Genomic DNA, 14,369 nt, shown 5'->3' with positions numbered 1-14,369 from the left:
TTTAATCCACATAAAATTTTTGTTGAAAGTTAAGCACTTGATACGTATTACCTTGGTTTATATTGATTTTAAATCGATATACTTCTTCATTACGATAATCAACTTGGGCCAAATAGTATATTGCTTCACCATCAATGACTTCTTTAAACTCTAAAGTTTGTTTACTGCCTAATAAATTGCGAGCCTCACCAGTCAGCTTCGCTTTTAAAGCCGGGTTGCCTTCCTTATTTGCAAGCACCGAAATATTGATAATGCCTTTATAATTGCTTCGCTCTAATCCGTAGGCTTTTGCGATAGTTGGCTGAATAAAAGTTGAGGGGAAAGCGATGTAGTGTACTTGTAATGGGCCAAGGTTTTTAAATTGCCCACCTTGCGTTGAGTTTGCGCTAACCGAGATGCTTACCGCTAAAAGTACTAGCGCTAAAAAATAGTTTTTCATATATAGTCCTAAAGGGCACCATTGTGCCCAGTTAAATTAACCTAAAAGGTCCATCATTAGGATTTGTAAAAATTGCATACCAATGATCAAGACTAAAATTGATAAGTCTAAACCACCAAGTGGAGGTATAACTTTACGGATTGGACGCAGCATAGGTTCAGTTAACTGATCAAACACAGCGGCAATTGGGTTATACCCTTGTGCTACCCAGCTTAGGATTGCGCGAATAATTAGCACCCAAAAAACGAGGCTAAATGCTTCTTTTAATACGGTCATCGCGCCAGTAATCGCCGCGCCAACAGGGTTCCAACCACCATAGAAAAGCACCATTAACAAAGATATTTTTGCAAACCCGACTAAAAAAGCAAGTATCAGAGATGCTAAATCTAGCCCGCCAACTCCCGGGATAATTTTACGCAGAGGGTTTACGGCAAAAGAGGTCGCTTTAACCACCGTTTGGCTGAGTGGGTTGTAAAAGTCCGCTTTAGCAAGCTGCAGCCAAAAGCGTAATAAAACCACCATCAGAAAAAGATCAAAGACGATCCCAATTAAAAATTGCATGGCATTCATAGTAAAACCTTATAGTTCTTGTTCCATTTGTTGCGCGCGTGAAATACAAGCATCCATCGCATCTGCAACTGTGGCCTGTAAATTATGATCTTTCAAGTGTTCAACTGCGGCATGGGTTGTACCGCCTTTTGATGTGACGTTAGCACGCAGTTGTGAAATACTTATTTCTGGCTGAGCTGCGGCCATTTTAGCTGCTCCTAGGGCGGTTTGTTGTACCAGTGCACGCGCTTGCTCAGCATCAAAGCCAAGAGAGCGGGCTTTTTCTTCTATCGCTTCCATAAATAAGAAGAAATAAGCAGGAGACGAGCCTGTAACTGCAATAATATCATTTATCTGCTCTTCTGTGTCTACCCAAGTTGCAATGCCGGTACTGGAAAATACACGTTCTATGAAAGTATGCTCTTCAGCACTTATGCCTTTGGCGAATAATCCAGATACACCCAAGCCGAGTAAGCTTGGAGTATTAGGCATACAGCGTACCATTTTCACTGGCTGGCCTAGCATATCTTGTAGTCTTGTTACGGTGATCCCTGCGGCAACTGATACAAATAACTTAGTGCTTAAATCGATATTCGCGTTTTGAAAGGTATCACATAATTGAGCCATCATCTGTGGCTTAACGGATAGGACGATAACATCGGCCTCTTGTAATGCAGCGATATTATCAGTGGTTGTTTTAACATTAAAATCGGCTGAAACCTTGGCGAGCTTTTCTTCATTTCGGTTCGTAGCGATAATGCTTTGCGGTGCAAAGCCGCTTTTTATCATGCCGCCAATGATAGCGTAGCTCATATTGCCAGTACCGATAAATGCAATTTTCTTATTTGACATTACTCTGCTTACCTTATTGTCTTTTTCCAAATATGTCAGTGCCAATGCGCACCATGGTCGAACCGGCCGAAACCGCTGTTTCTAAGTCGCCACTCATGCCCATTGATAAAGTATCTACTTGTGGATATTGGTTCTTTAGTCTATCAAAGCAAGCGCGCATTTGCTGAAAATATTCTAATTGTTTGGTTTTATCTGAAGTATTTTCAGTGATTGTCATTAAGCCGCGTAAATTCAATTGCCTACTGTTTTCAATGAAGTTAGCCAATGCGTCTATGTCCTCGACACTGCAGCCCGATTTATTGTCATCATTACTGATATTAACTTGGATCAGTATATTTAAAGGCATCAAGTTATTCGGACGCTGTTCATTGAGGCGCCTAGCCAGCTTTTCTCGGTCTACACTTTGTACCCAGCTAAAGTTTTCAGCGACCAAGCGTGACTTATTCGATTGAATAGGCCCGATAAAGTGCCATTCAATATTTTGGAGATGTTTGAGAGCCTGAACTTTTTCCACGGCTTCTTGAACGTACGATTCGCCAAATTGACGATGACCTGCTTGATAGGCATTTTCAATCATTTCTAAGGGTTTAGTCTTAGATACTGCTAATATTGTCAAAGGGTGTTCAAATTGACAGTTTTGCTGGGCTATTTCGACCCGAGAATAGGCGGATGTGAGTCGTTCTGCTATTGTAACCATATTATTATCAGCTCGTTGTGGAGTCATACATGGATATTACTGAATTATTGGCCTTTAGTGTTCAACATAAAGCCTCGGATTTACATTTATCATCAGGCGTTTCGCCAATGATAAGGGTTGATGGCGATGTTCGCCGGGTCAACATCCCTACCTTAGAAGCAAAAGATGTGAACTCATTGGTCTATGATATTATGAATGATAACCAACGCAAAGACTATGAGCAAAATCTTGAAGTCGACTTTTCGTTTGAGGTACCGAATCTTGCACGTTTTAGGGTCAATGCGTTTAATACCAGTCGAGGCCCTGCTGCAGTGTTTCGTACTATTCCGGCAAAAGTACTGACGTTAGATGAGCTCGGTGCACCTGATATTTTCAGAGATATTGCAGAGAACCCTCGAGGCTTGGTGTTAGTAACTGGACCAACCGGTTCAGGTAAGTCAACGACCTTAGCGGCAATGGTTGATTACATCAATGCAAATAAGCACCATCATATATTGACTATTGAAGATCCCATCGAATTTGTACATCAAAATCAATTAAGTTTAATTAACCAGCGTGAAGTGCACCGTGACACACATAGCTTTAATGCGGCCTTACGTAGCGCTTTACGTGAAGATCCTGATGTGATCTTGGTGGGGGAATTACGAGACTTAGAAACGATCCGTTTGGCCATGACGGCTGCTGAAACCGGGCATTTAGTGTTTGGTACGTTGCATACCACATCGGCGCCTAAAACCATTGACCGGATTGTGGATGTATTTCCTGGTGAAGAAAAAGATATGGTTCGATCAATGCTTTCTGAATCACTACAGGCAGTTATATCACAAACGCTGGTGAAGAAAGTGGGAGGAGGGCGTGTTGCTGCACATGAGATCATGTTGGGTATTCCGGCGATCCGCAACTTGATCAGAGAAGATAAAATTGCACAGATGTATTCTGCGATTCAAACTGGCGCAGTGCATGGTATGCAAACGATGGATCAATGTTTAACAAACTTGATTAATCGAGGCTTGATCACGCAACAAGATGCACAGCAAAAAGCACAAGATAAAAAGCAATTTGGTACAGGATATTAAGAGGTTAATCTGTAATGTTGAGTAATTATTTACAAATGATGGTAGAGCAGCAGGCCTCTGATTTATTTGTGTCAAGTGGCTTAGCTGTTAGTGCCAAAGTTGATGGCGAATTGAGAGCGCTTGATGATCAAATCTTAGATGCTGACACATCACTTGCTATTGTAGAGTCGGCCATGAGTGATAAGCAAAAAGCTCAGTTTCATACAGAAAAAGAGTGCAACTTTGCGATAGCCACAGAGGAAGGCCGTTTTCGGGTATCTGCTTTTTGGCAACGAGACTGTGCGGGCATGGTGCTGAGGCGCATAGTCACAAAAATTCCAGATGTGAATGACTTAGGCCTGCCTTCTACGCTCACTGATGTGATCATGGCAAAGCGCGGTTTATTGTTATTTGTAGGCGGTACTGGTACAGGTAAATCGACCTCTTTGGCAGCATTAATTGGTTATAGGAATAGAAATCAACGCGGCCATATTTTAACCATTGAAGATCCCATTGAATTTGTGCACGAACATGCCAAGAGCATCATAACGCAAAGAGAGGTGGGCCTTGATACTGAAAGTTTTGAAGCGGCGTTAAAAAGCTCACTACGTCAAGCGCCTGATGTTATTCTGATTGGTGAAATTCGCTCTCAAGAAACCATGGAATATGCACTAAGCTTTGCTGAAACTGGGCATTTATGTGTGGCCACTTTACATGCCAATAATGCAAACCAAGCAATTGATCGGATAATGCACTTGGTGCCAAAAGAAAAGCATGACAAGCTCAAATATGATTTGGCGCTTAATTTGCGTGCGATTGTCGCACAACAATTAGTGCCTTCGTCAAAAGGCGATGGCCGAGAGGCTGCTATTGAAGTATTACTGAACTCTCCTTTGGTGGCTGAGTTAATTAAAAAAGGTGATATTGGCGGCATTAAAGAAGCAATGAGTAAATCGCGTGATATAGGGATGCAAACTTTCGACCAAGCATTGTTTGAGCTATATAAACAGCAACGGGTTAATTATGCTGATGCGTTGCATCATGCCGACTCTCCAAATGATTTACGGTTGATGATTAAACTGCAAAACAATGAACAACAAGGTGCTGGTTTTTTACAGGGCGTGACTGTTGATGGCTTGGACACAAAAGGCTAAGCAAGTAATATTAACCGCTTTACTCTCGTTACTACCTAGTGCTTATGGTAGTGACGAGAAAAGTGTGCAAATGTACATTAGAGATGATGTATTTATAGATTACCAAAAGTTTTTAGCAGGGCGGTCTGCACTTGATATTAGCGACTTTCGTGGCGGCTATATTCGTCGCGATGTGGTTGATATGATTATAGTGCAGCAGGCGTTATTACTGGGTGGATTTACAAAAAAGTTCATATACCAAACTGGTAATGTCAATTTTAGAAATACATCCTTGCTTCGCCAAGGCAAACTTTTATTGAGCTTTGATAGCTATTGGCTTGCTGATGCTAAAGCAGAACAAGCGCATGTATTTATTAGTGATGCCGTAATTGAGTATGGTCAATATTATGCCGGTATTTACTACTCACCAGATAACACGCAAGTGCAGGGTGTGAAACAGCTTACCGATTTAGCTGAACTGACCGCTGTGAGCACGCCGCGTTGGCGCACTGACTGGCAAACGCTGAGCTTAATGCCGTTAAAGCGATTGGCTGTTGAGCACAGTTGGGTGGCACAAGCTCAGATGGTCAGCAAACAGTGGGTTGATTTTATGTTGATGCCATTGATGCCGAGCCAAGGGAATGAATATAAATTAGCAGATATTCATTTAGTCGCGCATAAAAACTTAGTGGTACTGTTATTGGGCAGCCGTCATTTTGTGGTGTCTCGGCATCATGTTGATGGTGAGCGCGCATTTAAAGCATTGCAAATCGGGTTGGCTATTTTAAGAGAAAAGGGCGCGATCAGAAAAGCTTATGAAGAAGCGGGTTTTATTCCTGATCTGAGCCACTTTAAAGTATTAAATACACTGGATGATACCGCGAAAAAAATCCGTTAAAGCAGCGTTATTATTGCCACAAATTTTCGAAATAACTCTCAAGAATGATCACCGCAGACATACCGTCGACATTGCCTTTACCGAGGTTTTTGTAACCGCCTTGCTCGAACAGTCTGGCTTTCGCATCTGCCGTAGTTAAGCGTTCATCTTGCGTTTCCACTGGCGTTTTAAAGTGGTTATGTAAGCGATTACCAAACTTTTTCGCTGCAAATGTTACATGCTGATTAGTACCATCCATGTTCAGCGGTAACCCAACAACGAGTAAATCGGGTCGCCACTGCTCAATATGGGTAGCGATATCGTCCCAGTTAGGGATGCCATCACGGGCTTTTACGGCCCCGATACTACTGGCTGTTCCAGTCACTTCTTGACCGATGGCAATACCGATACTGGTGGTGCCAAAATCAAAGCCCATTACGGTACGTTGGCCTTGTGGTGTTTTTTCTTTTTTCGTCATAAATTTTAAGCATGCCCAGCTTGTGAACTTAGCTGTGTAATATCAATACCGAGCATTTGAACTGCTTTTTCCCATCTTTTTTCTGGTGGAGTGTCGAAGATTATACCTGATTGGGCTTCAATCACGAGCCATGAGTTTTCAAGGAGTTCAAGTTCTAATTGACCTCTTTCCCATCCAGCATACCCAAGCGTAATTAAAAATGAGTCAGGGCTATTATTAGTGGTTAACGAAGCGAGTACATCCTTAGAGGTGGTGATCATAATGTCAGAACTGAGCTCTTGGCTTGATGAGTAACCGGGCTTCGGGGTATGTAAAACAAAACCACGGTCAGTATGCACTGGGCCACCGGCAAAAACCTGTTGCTGTGCTGAAGAATTCGATTTGTCGTTATCAATGTCAATCTTATCAAGCAATTCACCTACGGTAACATCAATCGGGTGGTTGACGACCAACCCCATTGCGCCATCTTCATTGTGCTCACAAATATAGGTGACCGTTTGCTTGAAGAAAGGGTCTTGTAGACTTGGCATAGCGATTAAAAAGTGGTTTTCTAACGATTGCATAAGCAGACCCTCTTAATGTTTTTAATGAGTATGGTTTAATTTACGTGCAATGGCATCAAAAAGTTTGTCCATAATTGAGATATCGTACGCTGCTTCTATTTCTTTGACACAAGTTGGCGCGGTCACGTTGATTTCAGTCAGTTTGTTGCCAATGATATCTAACCCAACAAATACCAGTCCTTTTGCTTTTAAAGTCGGCGCGACAGCTTCTGCAATTTTTCGATCTTCTTCGCTAATTGGGCGGGCTTCACCACGTCCACCTGCGGCCAAGTTACCACGTGTTTCGCCGCCTTGTGGAATTCTAGCCAAGCAATAAGGGATCACTTCACCATCAACAACCAGCACTCGTTTATCGCCTTGTTTAATTTCAGGAATATACTGTTGAGCCATCGCAAAACGACTACCATGTTCGGTGAGGGTCTCACAGATCACCCCAATGTTTGGGTCGTCATGTTTAACTCTAAAAATGGATGCGCCGCCCATCCCATCGAGAGGCTTAAGAATAATATCTTGGTGCTTATCTAAAAAGCTTCTGATCTGGGTTTGTGAACGAGTTACTAGCGTATCAGGAGTGTGTTCACTGAACCAAGCAGTAAACAACTTTTCATTGGCATCACGCAAGCTTTGTGGCTTGTTTATGATCAAGGTACCGGCTTCTTCAGCTCGCTCAAGCATATAGGTCGCATAGATGTATTCGGTATCGAATGGCGGGTCTTTGCGCATTAAAATGACATCTAACTCACTTAGCGCAACACTTTGCTTTTCTTCAAGTTGATACCAATTTTTTTCATCATCGAACACTTGCGCTTTAGCGGCTGTCGCCATGGCATTACCCTGGTATAAATAGAGGTCATCCATCTCCATATAGTACAGCTCATACCCTCTAGCTTGCGCTGCCATCATCATGGCAAAGCCGGTGTCTTTTTTAATATTAAAACCACTGATTGGATCAGAAATGATCCCTAACTTTTTTGCCATGTTGATACCTATTATTTACCTTAGAATTATTTATCTGTGATATGGGGGTCGTCAGAAAAAATTAAAGAGCTAAATCACCAAATTGCAATTGTAATGCGCTGAGTACTGTCAAAGCGGCTGTTTCAGTACGTAATACCCTCGGCCCTAATCGCACATCAATAAATCCCTGCTCTGTGGTGTTCTCCATCTCAGGATCGGTAAATCCCCCTTCAGGACCTACCACAAAGCGAATGCCTTGTTCGGGTTTTGGTAGTGTTTTTATACTGTGCTGTGCTCGAGGGTGTAAAGTCAGTTTAAGTGCGTCACTGTCCTGTGCTAACCATTCATGTAGTTCGATGGGGGGATGGATGGTCGTGATGGTATTTCGTCCAGATTGCTCCGCTGCAGCAATGGCTATTTTTTGCCATTGTTGATGTTTTTTTTGTAAGCGTTCCCCAGAAAGTTTCACGCCGCAACGGGTAGTGAACAAAGGGGTGATTTCTGAGATACCTAATTCGACTGCTTTTTGAATCGTAAAATCCATCTTATCACCGCGAGAAATACCTTGCCCTAAGTGCACGTGCAGCGGCGATTCACAGTCTTTATCTTCAAATTTAATGGGTGTAACACTGACTTTCTTTTTCGTTATTTCGGAGATCTCACACAAGTATTCACCGCCTTGATTGTTAAACAGGGAAACTTGCTCACCCACTTTCATACGCAATACACGGGCAATGTGACCTGCGGCATCATCATCTAGGTAAAGGGGAGTCTTTAAGGTAATGCTTGATGGTTGGTAGATATGTGGAACGCGCATAAATGTCCTGATATAACGGGGAATGCGCCAATATTAAGCGTTCGTGACGCCGTCGTCTAGTCATTCTCAAAACGATGTAAACGAACGATGTTAGGTAATATCTTCACTTTCACTAAAGTTGCAAGACAAATGGTTATTATGTCCATGAGATGATATCAATGTATATTGGTAGCCATTAGCTGTTTGTTCTACCAAATAACGTTTTGGGTGCAGTGAGTCAAGAATAAACAACTGTGCCTCATTGGCTAAATGGTAATCAACAGAAGAAATTAGCACCCCTTGGATTTTATGGTGTTCATGCAGATATGTCGCTAACTCAGACACGCTGATTTCATTTGCAAAGTCACAGTAGCTATAATCACTAATGAGGTTATCAAACATCATTTTTACTAAATGGCGAGTGTTATCGCCCGCAACGATTAGATTATCGGCTTGATTGTTGGCTTTTAGATACTCTGTGAACTCTCGGCTAAACTCTGAGTTACTATCAACCAATAAAAAATTGTCGAGGTTAATTGACATAGCTCCACCTTGTGAAGTCTTATCCAATTGCAGACTACACAGAAAACATGTTTATAAGTAAATAGCCTATTGCTGCGAAAACAGCAAATTCTAAACAAGCGACGCCAATGTTATCTTGATGATCAACTTCTAATCCTATATTTACTTTAGGTAATGATAAATGGAGTAAAATAGTACTGGCGATGTAAAGGAGTGCCCACATTGCCCCACAATGCAAAACAATTGAAAATAGGTTTTCAACAACAGTTGCTCCATGGTATGGAGCGCTATGTAAACCTGCGTAGATGGCTAAAGATAAGCCTATCGTTTTACCTGCATAGCGTATCCCAATAGACGTATTCGCCAAGTTAAAGTTTTGTTGTAATGATGCACCTTGGTTCACCTTCGCAAAGCGGCTTTCACGTAATTTACTGTCTAAGGCAAAAATACCTTGTAGCAATACAAAACCCAGTGTAACAACAAGCAAGTCACTAATGCCACTTGGGTGTACCCAGTGATACAAAGCGAGCACTAAAATACAATTGGCAATGAGCATACCTGAGTCAACCAAAGCTGCGCAGATATTCTGCTTTAAAATGGCCTGGCTTTCGTTAAATTTATATAATATCCATTTTCTATGTATGTATTGACCCGCCCAGATATAGGCTAATATGAGCACTAATAATAAGGTTGCGTGTAACGGTTGTTTTTGCGCGGTTGCCATGCTGATATCATCAAACAAGTAAGCAATACTGATACAAATAACTGCAATTTGGCAAGCATAATTAATGCCTAAAGCAAAGTTATCTCTTTTGGCTATTTCTTCATGTAATACTTGCTTTGCCTTGTATTGCACAACCAAACGCAGTGCCACAACCACTAAGCAAATAACGAGGAAGCTGCTAATAATGGCAAAAAAGTTGATATTAGTAAGAGACAAATAACTCATGGGCACTGTACTGTTGGTTATGAATGTTATTACTATAACGACTCCCAACTTATTGAGCCACCAAGCAATGGAGATTTTTTATGTCACACCGTGAGTTGCCTTCAGTTTTACAACAATTAGCAAATAAGCGCTGGTATGGCATATATCCACAGCAAGATATTGAACAGCCTTTAGCGACATTAATGGCTCTGAGTGATTTTGCATTTCGGCTATTGCAGCAGCAGCCTGAACTTGGCGAGTGGTTATTGGATCATGAGCAAATGTTACAGCGTGAGACGCCTGCGCCATTACCAGAGGAGTTAGCAACACTCAGTGAGCAGGATTGCTTTCAATTATTGCGCAGATATCGGCAAAAATACTGGTTAAAGGTGATGTGGCTAGACTTTATTTGTCACAATGAGATTGCTGACAGTATTGCCTATATCTCAAAGTTGTCGGAATGCTTAATTAATGCAGCGAATTGTTGGGCATTTGCTCAAACGGCAAAACAATGTGGCTTTCCCTGTGATGAGGTTGGCAATGAATTACCTATGCTTGTGCTCGGCATGGGTAAACTGGGCGGGGGAGAATTAAATTTTTCATCCGATATCGACTTAATCTTTACCTACCCCAAAAATGTGGCGACCAGCGGTGGGCGCAAGCAATATGAAGCGCAAGTTTTTTACACCAAGGTGGCACGCAAGCTCATTGCAGCATTGGATCAAGTAACGGTCGATGGGCAGGTATTTCGCGTTGATATGCGATTGCGGCCATTTGGCGAGAGCGGCCCGTTGGTGATGAGCTTTGCCGCCATGGAAGATTATTATCAAGATCAAGGGCGGGAATGGGAGCGTTACGCGATGCTCAAAGCGAGAGTATTGGGCCCTAATACCTCGTACAGTGATGACTTTAAAAAGTTACTCCGGCCTTTTGTGTATCGACGTTACATCGATTTTTCAGTCATCGAATCACTCCGTAAAATGAAGCAAATGATTGCGCAAGAAGTCAGGCGTAAGGGGCTTATTAATAATATCAAGCTGGGTGCTGGTGGCATTAGAGAAGTCGAGTTTATTATTCAGGCGCTGCAAATGGTACGAGGCGGCCGTGATGTTGCTTTACAAACACCTTCATTATTAGGGGCACTTAAGCAACTAAAGTTCTCGGAAGTATTGCCCGTTGAGACCGCACAATTATTAGAAAGTAACTATTTGTTTTTACGACAAGTGGAACAGTATCTACAGGCATTTGATGATCAGCAAACGCAAACACTTCCAGACACAGGTTTGGATGTGGAACGTTTGAACTGCTTGCTTGGTAAAATCGACTTTAAAGAAAGCCTCGATGGTATTGAACAAATAATGAAATCGGTACGAGAAGAATTTGCTTTGGTTATTGGTGAACAACCACAAGAACAAAACCCTTGTGAAGAAAGCTATGCTTTCGCTTGGTTAGAAAGTGATTTTTCAAGCTTTGATGATGACTTTACAGAGGATATGGTGCAGCAATGGGCGATAAAGCTTGATGAGTTTAAAACTGGTTTACGCAAGCGACAAATGGGTGCGAGAGGCCGGGATATACTCGATAAACTCATGCCTCATTTATTGGAACTGTTAGTGACAAAAAAAGCATCGTTTGATGTTTTTAATCATGTTCTTAAGGTTATTAGCACGGTGGTTTCTCGCACCACATATCTAGAGTTACTGTATGAAAACCAAGGTGCACTGAAGCAGTTAATTAATTTATGTGGCCATAGTCGGTGGATTGCAGAGCATATAGCGAAATACCCTATTTTACTTGATGAGTTATTAGATCCTGCTGCGTTGTATAAACCGCTGCCATTATCGGCCTATAAAGATGAAATTAGACATCAATTTTTGCGTATAGAACCTGACGATTTAGAGCTACAAATGGAAGCTTTACGACAGTTTAAACAAACCCATCAATTACGTATTGCTGCAGCAGATGCAACTGGGGTAATCAGTGTCACTCAAGTAAGCAATCATCTAACCGCATTGGCAGAATCAATAATTGCGCAAGCTGTAGACCTAGCATGGCAACAAATGAAAACCCGTTATGGTAAACCAACTGGTGCTACTGAGGCTGAGAAAGGCTTTGCTGTAATTGCCTATGGCAAAGCGGGCGGGCTAGAGCTTGGTTATGACTCAGATCTTGATTTGGTTTTTGTACATAATCGTGATGGTGACAGTGATACCGATGGGGTTAAGTCTATTTCATCGCGGCAATTTTATCTTAAGTTAGCACAGCGCTTAATGCATTTGTTTAATACTAAAACGGCATCAGGCATTTTATATGAGTTGGATACGCGACTGCGGCCAGAAGGGAATTCAGGGCTTCTTGCCATTAATTTAGAGAGTTACTTTAACTACCAGCAAACTCAAGCTTGGACGTGGGAGCATCAAGCTCTGGTGCGTGCGAGAATGGTTTTAGCTGAACCAAGTATGCAGCTGCGTTTTGATGAGATCAGGAATTGTATCTTAAGGCAAGCTCGTGACAGCGAGAAGCTGAGGGACGATGTATCGCAAATGCGAGAAAAAATGCGTTTACACTTGTCTCAAGATTCTGACTCGCTATTTGATTTGAAACAAGGCCGCGGTGGTATGACTGATATTGAGTTTGTTGCGCAATTTTTAGTATTAAATCACAGTCACCATTCGAATGAGCTAACGCGTTATACAGATAACATTCGTATTTTTGAATATGCGGAACGAGATGGAATATTGACTCAGGAAGAGAAGCAGCTTTTAACCGATGCTTATTGTTTATATCGAGACAGTTACCACCAACAAAGCCTAGACCAACAAGGGCGATGTGTAACAAAAACAGACAGCTTTAGCTTACTTTCTGAAGGGGTTCGTGTGGTGTATGAGAGTCGTTTGCAAAGCTAATTAACTGATACTGAGCTTTAAGTTAAAGTCAGCATCAGTATTTAATTAATTGGTTAGCCGACGGCAGTTTTCTCGCACAAATTGTGATGGCTTTTTGGTAATGATTGCAGCACGTTGCCGGTGGCAGAAAAAGGTGTACACTTCATACTCAAAGTCATCATTAATGGCTGTGCCAACTTGATATAAGGTAGACACGAAATCGGTATCGACACGAAAGTTATGCTTTACAACATAGTCTCGTTCCAGATACCAAAATAGCTCTATATTCTCTTTCTTTGCGTAGGATGATAAAGCACTTTTGAGGGTATTCCCCATTTCAAAACGTCGAGGAGCGACTTCTCCCGTCCAGTTTTGACTCGAAGGTTTTACAACTAAGCCTCGCTGAGCGAGCGCATCGTCCAGGGGGAAAGTGGGTTTGCCAATATCGATGACAAATTGTTCTCGCTCAGTGTCTCTATTATTAACTCTATTTTTAAAGCTCTCATAAAACTGTGATAAGCCTTGTGCGGCAGCATTAGTAGATTGCTTCATATCCATTTTAGGTAAAGCGCCATATAAAAAGTAATAGGCAGCCCAAACAAGCATAATGCCGAGTGAAAGGTGCTTTACCCAAAAGAACACAGATGAAAGCGTTTTATTTTTTTTGGCCATAGTCTCACATGCTCAATAATTAATAATAGGATGGTGCGTTTTCGTCAGCACGGGTTTTAAAGCGACGGTGCAGCCACATGTACTGCTCTGGTGCTTGCATGATAGAGTGCTCCATACGAGAATTAACGCGTCGAACATCATCATTTGCTACGTCACTTGGAAAGTTCTCCAATGCCGGATATATCGTCAAATGATACTGACCCTTATTATCTCTGACACCACTTAAGCTTAATGTTTCACAATTTTTGCTGTTTGCAAACAGTAATGTACCAGTGGTATTTGCAGCATCAGGGACTTGGAAGAAAGGCGCAAACTCGCAGCGATTTCTTCCGTAATCTTGATCCGGTAAGTAGTAGCATAATTTTTTGTTCTTGAGTGCCTGTAATAAACCTTTCACATCGCGTTTGCCGATCAGAAATTCATTGGATCTGAGTCGGCCTTTAGTCATGAAGTACTCCATTAACGCATTATTGTGTGGCCGATAAAAACCAATGCCGGGTTGCTCTACGCCTAAGATACGGCCAAGCATTTCGAGGTGAAGCATATGTGGCACGAGTAAGAGCACACCTTTGCCGCTATCTTGTACTGATAGAATATGCTCAATACCTGAAATCGAACCGATCACTCGATTTATACGCCACTGGGGCCACCACCAAGCCATACTTGTTTCTAACGTGGCAAGGCCAGTATTCTCCATATTTTGAAGTACCATCTTTGCGCGTTCTTCATCGCTAAGATCTGGGAAGCACAACTTAACGTTCACTTCTGCAATATGACGGCGCTTTTTCAAAAAGCGATGTACTAGCCTCCCTAACCCCTTGCCGAGTATAAATTGCACCTTTTGAGGTAACCAAGAAATTGTATACAGGCACAGTACACCTAACCAAGTTAACCAATACTTAGGTGCTAAAAATGCGGATTTGAAAGGGGGGTTTTTGACCACTAAACTTTTCTCTCACTGCTAAT

16 protein-coding genes are annotated in these 14,369 nt (G+C 42.0%); 4 read left to right on the top strand and 12 right to left on the bottom strand.

What is annotated here, in order from left to right; genetic code table 11:
• Position 1: 1 nt before the first annotated feature.
• Genes PCIT_RS08035 through PCIT_RS08020 form a run of 4 tightly spaced genes read right to left on the bottom strand, consistent with a single transcriptional unit; the run spans position 2 to position 2,564 of the window.
• On the bottom strand, positions 2-439 hold the full coding sequence (locus PCIT_RS08035) for a DUF4426 domain-containing protein (RefSeq protein WP_010362487.1): 438 nt from the start codon (positions 437-439) through the stop codon (positions 2-4).
• Positions 440-475: 36 nt separating this feature from the next.
• The gene (locus tag PCIT_RS08030; RefSeq protein ID WP_010362488.1) at positions 476-1,009 is read right to left on the bottom strand and encodes a YggT family protein; all 534 of its coding nucleotides are present in this window, start codon (positions 1,007-1,009) and stop codon (positions 476-478) included.
• A gap of 9 nt (positions 1,010-1,018) precedes the next feature.
• Entirely contained in the window at positions 1,019-1,840 is an 822-nt protein-coding gene (proC, locus tag PCIT_RS08025) for a pyrroline-5-carboxylate reductase (protein ID WP_010362489.1), read from the bottom strand.
• 13 nt (positions 1,841-1,853) lie between these two features.
• Positions 1,854-2,564 carry a YggS family pyridoxal phosphate-dependent enzyme gene (locus PCIT_RS08020; protein ID WP_010362490.1) on the bottom strand — a complete coding sequence of 237 codons (711 nt, stop codon included), beginning with the start codon at positions 2,562-2,564 and terminating at the stop codon, positions 1,854-1,856.
• Between the two features lie 2 nt (positions 2,565-2,566).
• Between PCIT_RS08020 and PCIT_RS08015 the strand changes: the two genes are divergently transcribed.
• From PCIT_RS08015 to PCIT_RS08005, 3 genes are read left to right on the top strand one after another with little or no spacing between them, the layout of a single operon-like run.
• Complete coding sequence (locus PCIT_RS08015; protein WP_010362491.1) at positions 2,567-3,613, top strand: type IV pilus twitching motility protein PilT; 1,047 nt, start codon at positions 2,567-2,569, stop codon at positions 3,611-3,613.
• A gap of 14 nt (positions 3,614-3,627) precedes the next feature.
• Positions 3,628-4,746: a PilT/PilU family type 4a pilus ATPase gene (locus PCIT_RS08010; protein ID WP_010362492.1), complete on the top strand. Its 1,119-nt coding sequence runs from the start codon at positions 3,628-3,630 to the stop codon at positions 4,744-4,746.
• Positions 4,724-5,623 carry a hypothetical protein gene (locus PCIT_RS08005; protein WP_010362493.1) on the top strand — a complete coding sequence of 300 codons (900 nt, stop codon included), beginning with the start codon at positions 4,724-4,726 and terminating at the stop codon, positions 5,621-5,623. The genes PCIT_RS08010 and PCIT_RS08005 overlap by 23 nt, the downstream gene beginning before the upstream one ends.
• A 10-nt stretch (positions 5,624-5,633) precedes the next feature.
• Here PCIT_RS08005 and ruvX read toward each other — a convergent pair whose 3' ends face one another.
• The 6 genes from ruvX to PCIT_RS07975 all read right to left on the bottom strand — a co-directional run bounded on the left by ruvX (position 5,634) and on the right by PCIT_RS07975 (position 9,867).
• Positions 5,634-6,080, bottom strand: a complete 447-nt coding sequence (gene ruvX, locus PCIT_RS08000) for a Holliday junction resolvase RuvX (protein WP_010362494.1) — start codon at positions 6,078-6,080, stop codon at positions 5,634-5,636.
• Positions 6,081-6,085: 5 nt separating this feature from the next.
• Positions 6,086-6,643, bottom strand: a complete 558-nt coding sequence (locus PCIT_RS07995) for a YqgE/AlgH family protein (protein WP_010362495.1) — start codon at positions 6,641-6,643, stop codon at positions 6,086-6,088.
• A gap of 21 nt (positions 6,644-6,664) precedes the next feature.
• Positions 6,665-7,621 carry a glutathione synthase gene (gene gshB / locus PCIT_RS07990; RefSeq protein ID WP_010362496.1) on the bottom strand — a complete coding sequence of 319 codons (957 nt, stop codon included), beginning with the start codon at positions 7,619-7,621 and terminating at the stop codon, positions 6,665-6,667.
• A gap of 61 nt (positions 7,622-7,682) precedes the next feature.
• On the bottom strand, positions 7,683-8,417 hold the full coding sequence (gene rsmE / locus PCIT_RS07985; RefSeq protein ID WP_010362497.1) for a 16S rRNA (uracil(1498)-N(3))-methyltransferase: 735 nt from the start codon (positions 8,415-8,417) through the stop codon (positions 7,683-7,685).
• A gap of 90 nt (positions 8,418-8,507) precedes the next feature.
• The gene (locus PCIT_RS07980; protein WP_010362498.1) at positions 8,508-8,939 is read right to left on the bottom strand and encodes a hypothetical protein; all 432 of its coding nucleotides are present in this window, start codon (positions 8,937-8,939) and stop codon (positions 8,508-8,510) included.
• Between the two features lie 34 nt (positions 8,940-8,973).
• Complete coding sequence (locus tag PCIT_RS07975; RefSeq protein ID WP_010362499.1) at positions 8,974-9,867, bottom strand: DUF350 domain-containing protein; 894 nt, start codon at positions 9,865-9,867, stop codon at positions 8,974-8,976.
• Between the two features lie 80 nt (positions 9,868-9,947).
• Between PCIT_RS07975 and glnE the strand changes: the two genes are divergently transcribed.
• Positions 9,948-12,752 (top strand): bifunctional [glutamate--ammonia ligase]-adenylyl-L-tyrosine phosphorylase/[glutamate--ammonia-ligase] adenylyltransferase, encoded by a 2,805-nt coding sequence (gene glnE, locus PCIT_RS07970; protein ID WP_010362500.1) that lies wholly within the window; start codon positions 9,948-9,950, stop codon positions 12,750-12,752.
• 45 nt (positions 12,753-12,797) lie between these two features.
• Here glnE and PCIT_RS07965 read toward each other — a convergent pair whose 3' ends face one another.
• On the bottom strand, positions 12,798-13,403 hold the full coding sequence (locus PCIT_RS07965) for a TcpQ domain-containing protein (protein ID WP_010362501.1): 606 nt from the start codon (positions 13,401-13,403) through the stop codon (positions 12,798-12,800).
• 19 nt (positions 13,404-13,422) lie between these two features.
• On the bottom strand, positions 13,423-14,346 hold the full coding sequence (gene lpxL / locus PCIT_RS07960) for an LpxL/LpxP family Kdo(2)-lipid IV(A) lauroyl/palmitoleoyl acyltransferase (protein ID WP_010362502.1): 924 nt from the start codon (positions 14,344-14,346) through the stop codon (positions 13,423-13,425).
• Positions 14,347-14,369: the final 23 nt, after the last annotated feature.

Source organism: Pseudoalteromonas citrea, from assembly GCF_000238375.3.
GTDB lineage: Bacteria > Pseudomonadota > Gammaproteobacteria > Enterobacterales > Alteromonadaceae > Pseudoalteromonas > Pseudoalteromonas citrea.
Note: the sequence above shows the minus strand (reverse complement) of the source record. Positions and strands in the feature narration are given on the sequence as shown.

Excerpts from the sequence above, each read along its gene's own strand:
- PCIT_RS08030 (WP_010362488.1), bottom strand. The coding sequence starts at position 1,009 with ATGAATGCCATGCAATTTTTAATTGGGATCGTCTTTGATCTTTTTCTG.
- PCIT_RS07980 (WP_010362498.1), bottom strand. The coding sequence starts at position 8,939 with ATGTCAATTAACCTCGACAATTTTTTATTGGTTGATAGTAACTCAGAG.
- PCIT_RS07975 (WP_010362499.1), bottom strand. The coding sequence starts at position 9,867 with ATGAGTTATTTGTCTCTTACTAATATCAACTTTTTTGCCATTATTAGC.
- ruvX (WP_010362494.1), bottom strand. The coding sequence starts at position 6,080 with ATGACGAAAAAAGAAAAAACACCACAAGGCCAACGTACCGTAATGGGC.
- PCIT_RS07995 (WP_010362495.1), bottom strand. The coding sequence starts at position 6,643 with ATGCAATCGTTAGAAAACCACTTTTTAATCGCTATGCCAAGTCTACAA.
- gshB (WP_010362496.1), bottom strand. The coding sequence starts at position 7,621 with ATGGCAAAAAAGTTAGGGATCATTTCTGATCCAATCAGTGGTTTTAAT.
- PCIT_RS08015 (WP_010362491.1), top strand. The coding sequence starts at position 2,567 with ATGGATATTACTGAATTATTGGCCTTTAGTGTTCAACATAAAGCCTCG.
- PCIT_RS08020 (WP_010362490.1), bottom strand. The coding sequence starts at position 2,564 with ATGACTCCACAACGAGCTGATAATAATATGGTTACAATAGCAGAACGA.
- PCIT_RS08035 (WP_010362487.1), bottom strand. The coding sequence starts at position 439 with ATGAAAAACTATTTTTTAGCGCTAGTACTTTTAGCGGTAAGCATCTCG.
- PCIT_RS08010 (WP_010362492.1), top strand. The coding sequence starts at position 3,628 with ATGTTGAGTAATTATTTACAAATGATGGTAGAGCAGCAGGCCTCTGAT.
- PCIT_RS07965 (WP_010362501.1), bottom strand. The coding sequence starts at position 13,403 with ATGGCCAAAAAAAATAAAACGCTTTCATCTGTGTTCTTTTGGGTAAAG.
- PCIT_RS08005 (WP_010362493.1), top strand. The coding sequence starts at position 4,724 with ATGGCTTGGACACAAAAGGCTAAGCAAGTAATATTAACCGCTTTACTC.
- proC (WP_010362489.1), bottom strand. The coding sequence starts at position 1,840 with ATGTCAAATAAGAAAATTGCATTTATCGGTACTGGCAATATGAGCTAC.
- glnE (WP_010362500.1), top strand. The coding sequence starts at position 9,948 with ATGTCACACCGTGAGTTGCCTTCAGTTTTACAACAATTAGCAAATAAG.
- rsmE (WP_010362497.1), bottom strand. The coding sequence starts at position 8,417 with ATGCGCGTTCCACATATCTACCAACCATCAAGCATTACCTTAAAGACT.